Annotated in this window: 8 protein-coding genes; 2 read left to right on the top strand and 6 right to left on the bottom strand. The window is 46.8% G+C overall.

Annotated elements, in window-relative coordinates; genetic code table 11:
- Positions 1–72 precede the first annotated feature (72 nt).
- The 3 genes from IAE30_RS29725 to IAE30_RS29715 form a co-directional block, all read right to left on the bottom strand.
- Complete coding sequence (locus IAE30_RS29725; protein ID WP_200539532.1) at positions 73–393, bottom strand: hypothetical protein; 321 nt, start codon at positions 391–393, stop codon at positions 73–75.
- Between the two features lie 16 nt (positions 394–409).
- Positions 410–1,519 carry an ABC transporter substrate-binding protein gene (locus IAE30_RS29720; RefSeq protein WP_200539530.1) on the bottom strand — a complete coding sequence of 370 codons (1,110 nt, stop codon included), beginning with the start codon at positions 1,517–1,519 and terminating at the stop codon, positions 410–412.
- 119 nt (positions 1,520–1,638) lie between these two features.
- Positions 1,639–2,208, bottom strand: a complete 570-nt coding sequence (locus IAE30_RS29715; RefSeq protein WP_200539523.1) for a TetR/AcrR family transcriptional regulator — start codon at positions 2,206–2,208, stop codon at positions 1,639–1,641.
- A gap of 924 nt (positions 2,209–3,132) precedes the next feature.
- Between IAE30_RS29715 and IAE30_RS30330 the strand changes: the two genes are divergently transcribed.
- Positions 3,133–3,387 (top strand): YrhK family protein, encoded by a 255-nt coding sequence (locus IAE30_RS30330; RefSeq protein WP_200539521.1) that lies wholly within the window; start codon positions 3,133–3,135, stop codon positions 3,385–3,387.
- Positions 3,388–3,650: 263 nt separating this feature from the next.
- On the opposite strand, the gene IAE30_RS29705 is transcribed toward IAE30_RS30330, so the two are convergent.
- On the bottom strand, positions 3,651–5,363 hold the full coding sequence (locus tag IAE30_RS29705) for a chloride channel protein (protein WP_370585645.1): 1,713 nt from the start codon (positions 5,361–5,363) through the stop codon (positions 3,651–3,653).
- A 147-nt stretch (positions 5,364–5,510) separates the two neighbouring features.
- Here IAE30_RS29705 and IAE30_RS29700 point away from each other — a divergent pair, with 147 nt between their 5' ends.
- Complete coding sequence (locus IAE30_RS29700) at positions 5,511–5,921, top strand: MarR family winged helix-turn-helix transcriptional regulator (RefSeq protein WP_200539287.1); 411 nt, start codon at positions 5,511–5,513, stop codon at positions 5,919–5,921.
- A gap of 319 nt (positions 5,922–6,240) precedes the next feature.
- Here IAE30_RS29700 and IAE30_RS29695 read toward each other — a convergent pair whose 3' ends face one another.
- Together IAE30_RS29695 and IAE30_RS29690 are read right to left on the bottom strand one after the other, a co-directional pair.
- Positions 6,241–6,684 carry a DoxX family protein gene (locus tag IAE30_RS29695; RefSeq protein ID WP_200539288.1) on the bottom strand — a complete coding sequence of 148 codons (444 nt, stop codon included), beginning with the start codon at positions 6,682–6,684 and terminating at the stop codon, positions 6,241–6,243.
- 415 nt (positions 6,685–7,099) lie between these two features.
- On the bottom strand, positions 7,100–7,426 hold the full coding sequence (locus tag IAE30_RS29690) for a hypothetical protein (protein WP_200539289.1): 327 nt from the start codon (positions 7,424–7,426) through the stop codon (positions 7,100–7,102).
- Between the last annotated feature and the right edge of the window lie 166 nt (positions 7,427–7,592).

Here is a 7,592-nt window from a genome sequence, read left to right as displayed (position 1 = left end):
TAACTCTCAACCTTTCAAGGCCATATGTCAGATCAAGTCGCGACTAATACATATGAGATACAGGGTACACTTTTATGCTATTACTTCACAGATACTGCCATTCATGACAAAGAACTCGTGTCGCGCGTTTGTGTAGTGCGAATAGGACTGTCCTTTTACAAAATCGTCCAGATGCACCACAGTTCCGCCGTCCTCTTCCTGCCAGGTGATCAGATACTGCGTTTCAGATACCTGCTGGGTCGAGTAGGTAGCATTTCCAACGCTCCCTTTTGCTGGTCCGAAAAGCACCTCAAAGTTAATTTCAGTTTCTGAAATGAAGGTTACTCGAGCGACAAAACCATCATAATCAAAAACATATGCTTTATATACAAAGGGATAAATATTGCTGTGCATTATCGTTATTTGTCCCTTAGTGCTTAAGCGCTTCGGTTGGGTGCAGGCCTAACCAACCTGGAGAAGGATCGCCTTTGACTTCGCCAAAATAGAGCCCCATTTGTGATCGGAAACGCTCAACGGCCGCTCTGTCCTGCATAAAGTTCACAAAAGCAGCAGGGTTGGTATTCTTGTATTCCCAGATGTGCTTGTAGCCTTTTGGCGGGGTTACATCTGTTCTTACAGACCACATATACCAGATGTTTTGCTGGGTATCTTTATCCGTCAGCCAGTTCAGATAGAGCTTAGCGGCTTCAGGGTGTTTCGCCGCTTTCATGATGGCAGCACGCTGAGCCCAGGACACGAAGGGATCATGCTTCGGAAGAACAAAGCGTGAGTTTGCTTTTTCATCCGGAACCAGACTGCCATCGGTTGAGAAGGTGGCAACGGCTTTCCCACTCTCAACATCATCGGCTGGTGCCTGCGTGCCTCTTACCAACTGAGGCGACTGCTCTACAAATTTCTGCACATAGCCCCAACCATATTGATCTACAACCTGCTTAAACCAGAACAGCACGGCATCGTCGTCGTTTGGCCAGGTCACAACAATTTTCCCCTTGAGGGAAGGGTTCAGGTAATCTTTTGCCTCTGTCGGCCACTGATCCTGAGGCAGAGCCTTTGTGTTCACCACATTGGAAAAAGCGTCCACGAAAACACCTGTCCATGCACCGTCTTTATCCCTAAATGCAGGATAGATCTTGTCCCATTCGCGGGTTTTGTAGTCCAGAAGTACGCCTTCCTGTTTCCAGCGTGGATAGTCCTGCAGTGTCTGCAGCTGGACCACGTCTGGCACAAGAGTATTGGTCTCCAGTTGGTTATCTACTCTTGCATCGTGAAATTTGCTGTAATCTACGATGACATTGAGCTTGATGCCTGGAAAACGTTTCTCAAACGCATTTTTAATACCATCCTGCTGACCTGCTGTATCACCACCAGCATAAACGGTCACCTCATTACCTTCCTTCAGTGCGCGGTGGTAAAGCTCATCAAGAGAAAGCTTTTCTGGCGACACGGCGGCATGCGTCATGCCACTGATGAGCAAAAGGGACAGCGCACTTAAGTTCAGAAATTTATATTTTTGCTTCATTTGTACGTCTCTGTTAGATGGAAATAGTGAGTGAAATGACTATCTGATCGTTTGGAAGCCAGAACTGGGTTACTGATTAAAGTCAACTTCTCTTGAAGCGATTTTTCATCTGAGCCTGATCAATCAGGCTGCATCATTGTGTAAAACACTCGCTCAGTCATAGACCCGTCAGGCTTTTCCGAGCCGTTACTGAGAAGGCCCCTCAGTAGCCATGCGTCTGTGTATGCCACAACCGCGTCCGCACGCGCTGCACTTAGCCCGTAACGTTCCTGCAGGATCAGGCTATGCGTCCTGAGCCATTGCATTGCTCCCTCTCTCAGTCGGGGACGGGCGACAGCCGCTACAAAAAGTTCATACTCCCTTAATAGCCGTTCATGCTGCTGCAGGGTCCAAAGTAAAAACCGGGTTAACTGCACTTCCGGCCTGTCCGGATAACACTCGTTGAACCATCTCAACGTCTCCGATTTAAAATCTTCTACAGCCCTTCTGATAACCGCATCGTGCAGGTCATCCAGCGTTTTGAAATGCCAGGTCACAGTGCCGGGCGAGATCCCCACTTCACCGGCAATTGCCCTCTGCGTACAGGCATGAAGGCCTTCATTGCGGATAAGGTCTGACGCTGCTTCCAGTATTTGCTCTACCGTTCGTTCACTTCTCGCTCTTGATACCGAAGACGTTACTTGATTCATGACTCCGACCTCATGACTTATCGCTATTTAAACAACACAGCACTGCTATACCGTTTTATCCCAGGCAGAGGTGACATACCGCTTAACCATCGACATTTTCTCAGCAGCAATGATTGCGACATCAAGGCCTCCTCACCTTGACTGAGACGTTTCATGGAGCTTTTTACGCCAGCGTCCGAGCTATATTCTGTCTCTGAATAGGAATGCCTCGTTCCCACGCCGTCTATGCCGGTCATCTGTCTGTTCAGGATCTTAATTTTTTCAATGTGCTTTTGACATGACACATGATAGCGGGCACAGCAAACGGTAAAACCCCCCGTTATTGACAACCTCATTCAGATTTATTGATGTAGATAAATGACTTCAAATCTCGTACATTGTACGAATACTGGAACTTTTAACTGCTAAACAACCAATTTTGGAATTAACCAGAACTTAAAACCTAAAACTAACCAGTTGAACGGTTTAGGCATGTCAACTTATATCTGACCTACTCGAAAAATGAAGTACAAAGTCAGGTCTGGTTCATATATTTAAATGAGAAGCCACATGGCTTAGAAAAATCGGTTGGATGTTGCCACATTAAAATTCTCAACAGCCTGCCTGGACGCTTCCCAAGGTTAAGTAAACTTGCCATCAGTCATCGCAGAGGAATCATGGAGCATCATATTTCGCACGTAGTGCTCTTATGTATTCAGTAAGTATGAACATAAGGTGGTGACCAAAGCACTCGCATTGTGGATAACGGAGGCATTGACTTAGGAAGTGATGAAACACCTCTCAATACGCAGGAAAAAGTTTTGTTAAAGTCCCTATACAGCCTTTATAGGATTTGCACAGACAGCGCCTTTGCTAACGCTTATCCGTCTCATTTGAAGTGCTAAACTTATTTAGAACTAAATTTCGATAAGTCATGGAGAGAATATGCTAAAGCGCAAAGCTGAGATAGATATCGGAACGGATCACATTATTGTAGAGCGGCGCTACCGGGCGCTAGGTGCGTTTAATGATCTGTTAATCGCGATGTGGTTTCTGATTGGAAGCGTTTTCTTTTTTTATAATTCGATGATGAACAACGGAACATGGTTATTTGTGGCAGGCAGTCTGCAGTTACTCCTTCGGCCTGTGATCACTTTGGCTGAACTCATACATGTGCGAAGGGATCATGCGAGACGATGAAAGCAATAAGTTCCGAAATTAAAACTGATGCAGCAAACATTCCTGCAGAAGAGCCAGGTTCCAGTCTTTATTCAAGACTTATTTATCAAATAATAGGATCATAAACCTGCCTTCATCCCCGGTAATTCAAACCAGCGACAGGGTATCCCCAGCCAGTGTCAGTAACCCACCCTCTGAGAAATCGCCCTGTCCTGTATTGATGAGTAATGCCAGTCAATTGGAACGGACTGTCACCAGACATTCAAAACACATTGGACTGAATATCAGTAATCCGTTTTGCGCAATCGCAGATATTTCATCTTATGACTTTCGGCCTTCTGCGCCAGATAGCGCACGCGGAAAATATCATGACGGGTGATAACCCCTTTCACCTTCCCTGACTCAATATCGGTGACCACCACCATGCCCACCTCCTCGCTGAATAAGTGATCCGCGATATGGCTACACAAGGTGTCTGGATGGGCGCTAAATGGTGGTTGGTCGCTGAGTAACTCTTGCAAGCTGATATCCATCGCACGCTCCTGAAGCTGCCAATGAATCATCTCTTTACGCGATACCACCGCGATAAATTGGCCATGCGCATCCACCACGGGATAATGATGATGCGCATGCAAATCACTCATAACGGATATCACCTGATGCAGCGGCATGCTGGCTGGCAAGGACGCCGGTTCGGCAGTCATGATCTGCCGTGCTTTAGTGGTTTCCAGCGTGTCGGTGGCATACTCCTGCACGATGTGATGCCCTCGACGCGCCAGACGTTCGGTGAAGATGGAACGCGGCATCATCAACACGCTCACTGCATAAGATGCCACGGCAGCCCCCAATGCCACGGGTAGCAGATGAAAATGCCCTGTTACTTCTACCGCAAACAGCGTTCCCGTAAGCGGTGCACGCATTGCCCCGCTTAGAATCCCGGCCATACCCGCCATCACCAGCATGCCGCCGTAACCTAGAACCAGATGTGCTGCCACTGCACCCACCGCGCCACCCATTATCAGCAAAGGTGCCACCACTCCGCCGGAAGTGCCTGAACTCAGTGATACCAGCCAGACGATACTTTTTACCAGCAGCAGTGAAATGATGATGTTGATTGCGAGCGTGCCATCTAACAGGCTTTGAATACTGGCGTAGCCCGCGCCCAGCACGCGAGGTTGAATAATGCCGCCTAGGCCAACAATCACTGACCCCAGCGCGGGCCACCACATCCAATGGACAGGTAAATGATGAAACCACTCTTCCAGCCGATACAGGCTTTTAGACAGGGCCACGGCGATCAGGCCCGTCAGAGCACCAATACCCACCGCGATGATGAGTTGCATTGGTTGCAATTGAGACATCCAGTAGAAAGGAAAAATGGCGCCAGTACCAATCAGCGCATTTCGCCAGCACCAGGAGACAAGCACTGCGCTGACTACCGGAATAAAGCTGCGTGGCTTCCATTCAAACAACAGCACTTCCAGCGCCAGCAACACCGCCGCGATAGGTGCATTAAAGATGGCAGTCATGCCAGCTGCAGCTCCGGCCACCAGCAAGGTCTTGCGTTCGGCTGCGCTGAGATGAAATAACTGCGCAAACAGGGATCCGATTGCGCCGCCGGTCATGATGATCGGCCCTTCCGCACCAAACGGCCCCCCGCTGCCAATCGACACCGCCGAAGAGAGCGGTTTAAGCACGGCCACTTTGGGTGACATCCTACTTTCGCTATAAAGAATAGCTTCAATCGCTTCTGGAATGCCGTGGCCGCGAATTTTTTCCGAACCAAAACGTGCCATGACACCAATGATCAAACTGCCCAGTACCGGTGCCGCAATGATATGAAGCGCCCCAGCATTGCCAGGCATCACGTGTTCGACGAACGAGAACTGCTGATACCAGAATAAATTGGTCATCAAGGCGATAAGGTGCAGCAGCACAATGGCACCAAACGCGCCGCCGGTTCCTATCAGAATGCCCATCAGCGCGAGTATAATCACACGCTTCGTTACAGTGTGGTCAGAAAGTCTGGGCCGATGTGGGGAATCGGACAACGTGTCCCGCATCTTGTTGCTCCTCGTTACATTATCGAAACGCGCAATTTACATCGCAATGCGATACAAATTCAATACTGAAAGGTTTTCAACATGTCACAGCCCAACAAAATGAACGATGCCGATTACACACTGCTGGCAGACTTCCGAGCCACCTTGAGGACGTTTATGGCCTTCAGTGAAACTCAGGCACGCAACGTAGGATTAACGCCGCAACAACATCAAGCCCTGCTGTCGATTCGTGGCACTGCTCCAGGCAATGCCACGGTGGGTTATGTGGCAGAACGTCTGATGTTAAAACCACACAGTGCGTCAGGCTTACTTAGTCGTTTAGAGGAGGCCGGTTTGGTAATGCGCAAGTCGGATCCAACCGATCAGCGTAGAACTTTTTTGCAATTAACAGAGGAAGCGGAGCAACTGCTCGAGTCGCTGTCGCTGGCGCACCTGGAAGAGTTGAGCAACCTGAAACCGATGTTGCTCTCGATGATCAACCAATTCTGCTAAGCGCAATGCCAGCAGCATCAGCATAATGAAGTCATCACTGAAGAGTGATGACAGATTAGAGAAATACTTTCCCCTCATAATGTCTACTTATCAGAAACTTAGTCTGATATTTAAAATATCGCAGTAGCCCTGAAGTCGTCTAATCATGATTTTTTCGTAGTGAAATTAAAATACTCATAAAACATTCAACCAATTTATAGAACGACCAGGGTATACTTAATTACCCAAGCACACTAAATAAAAACAATAGAATGAACTGGCGATCTTTAAGACCGCCGAAGTAATCATATAGAGAGGTATTATTGGGAAGAGTGGATCCTCAACGATTCCAAGCGTCATAGCTAATTGCAATCGATAACAATCCCCAGAATACAAGATATTCAACTCCTCCGCCAGCCCAGTACCAGCCAATCCCGTCTGTCGCAAACACTGCATATATGGCAACGGCCATGGCTCCCGCAGACAGCAGTCCTGCCCAGCGAGTAAACAGGCCAAGCACCAGTGCGATTCCTGAGGACGCTTCAACGATTATTGCCAGTGTTAAAAACAACCATGCTGGGTGCAAACCAGCACTTGCGAAAAAGTCGGCTGAACCTGAAAGGTCACGAAGTTTCGATAATAAATGAGGAAAGTAAAACATTCCTGCAATGATTCGAGCTCCGTTTATGCCATGTCTCAAATCAAACCGGTTCGGCATTAATGCTGGACCAAGCAATCTTTTTAGCAAGGATGGTGCCTTATATGTAGAAGATAAGTTTGACATAGTTTCCCTTTTTTAGTTAGCAGCGATTTTTCGTATTCAGTACTTTTTGAGTTATAGACAGATGTGAAACCATAGAACTCGTTTTTAATTTGTCTCAGGCTAAGATTATCTTCAAAAGAAAGTTTGATTAACTTGATTTAAAACAGGTTCGTGTGAATTTTTATCTAATGGATAACACATATAACTCTCTGTTTAATCCACCAAATTCCATATGCGTTTATGTGATATGAAACTGAATTTCTTCATTCACGTAACGCGTGCGCATCACATCTCTCAGCAGCACCATGCCCAGGTTTAAACTTGATGACAAATGGAAAAGATCGTAGTTAATCGTGATAAATCGAGCTTTGTTCAGTGAAAATTTAATAAGTTAAAATATGGACTACTGTGGCATAGCAGTCCATCAACAATGTGATCAGTCAGTTTCCAGTTGCGAATATTTAACAGTGCTAGCTATGTTTTCTAGGAAATTTTTAAGTAAGCGCACCGCCAACATTACACTTTGCAAGTTATAGTATAACGAAGTGTCATTCTTTATCAGATACTCTTCAAAATCACGATTTCGTGTCAGTGCCATAGCACGGTTAATCTGCTCGCGGAGGTGATTACAGTTATTCATATATACTTCCAGCGAGAGGTAGTCGCCGTCAGTTAGTTGATGAAGTAGCGCATTAATCTGTTCAAACTTCGTCATTAACTCACGGTGGTCGTTACCGTGTCTCAGAAAATCATCGATATCCAATATCAAAACCCTTTAGCAAGATCATCTTTAGTTAAAAACTTTGCCAGTTTGCACTCTCTGTACTTTTAAGAGGAGCAACATGAGATGATTTTGCATCTGAACTCCCTGCGGGTATATTGATCCTACCCGCGAATAGTGGACACGCGACTAAGTGAGTAAACTCTCA

The organism is Pantoea sp. S61 (assembly GCF_016625145.1).
Lineage (GTDB): Bacteria > Pseudomonadota > Gammaproteobacteria > Enterobacterales > Enterobacteriaceae > Pantoea > Pantoea rwandensis_B.
The sequence above is the reverse complement of the archived record's forward strand: the minus strand, read 5'-3'. Positions and strand labels throughout refer to the sequence as shown.

Bases quoted from the DNA above. Each gene is read 5' to 3' on its own strand.
- IAE30_RS29695 (WP_200539288.1), bottom strand. From the start codon at position 6,684: ATGTCAAACTTATCTTCTACATATAAGGCACCATCCTTGCTAAAAAGA.
- IAE30_RS29725 (WP_200539532.1), bottom strand. From the start codon at position 393: ATGCACAGCAATATTTATCCCTTTGTATATAAAGCATATGTTTTTGAT.
- IAE30_RS29700 (WP_200539287.1), top strand. From the start codon at position 5,511: ATGTCACAGCCCAACAAAATGAACGATGCCGATTACACACTGCTGGCA.
- IAE30_RS29715 (WP_200539523.1), bottom strand. From the start codon at position 2,208: ATGAATCAAGTAACGTCTTCGGTATCAAGAGCGAGAAGTGAACGAACG.
- IAE30_RS29720 (WP_200539530.1), bottom strand. From the start codon at position 1,519: ATGAAGCAAAAATATAAATTTCTGAACTTAAGTGCGCTGTCCCTTTTG.
- IAE30_RS30330 (WP_200539521.1), top strand. From the start codon at position 3,133: ATGCTAAAGCGCAAAGCTGAGATAGATATCGGAACGGATCACATTATT.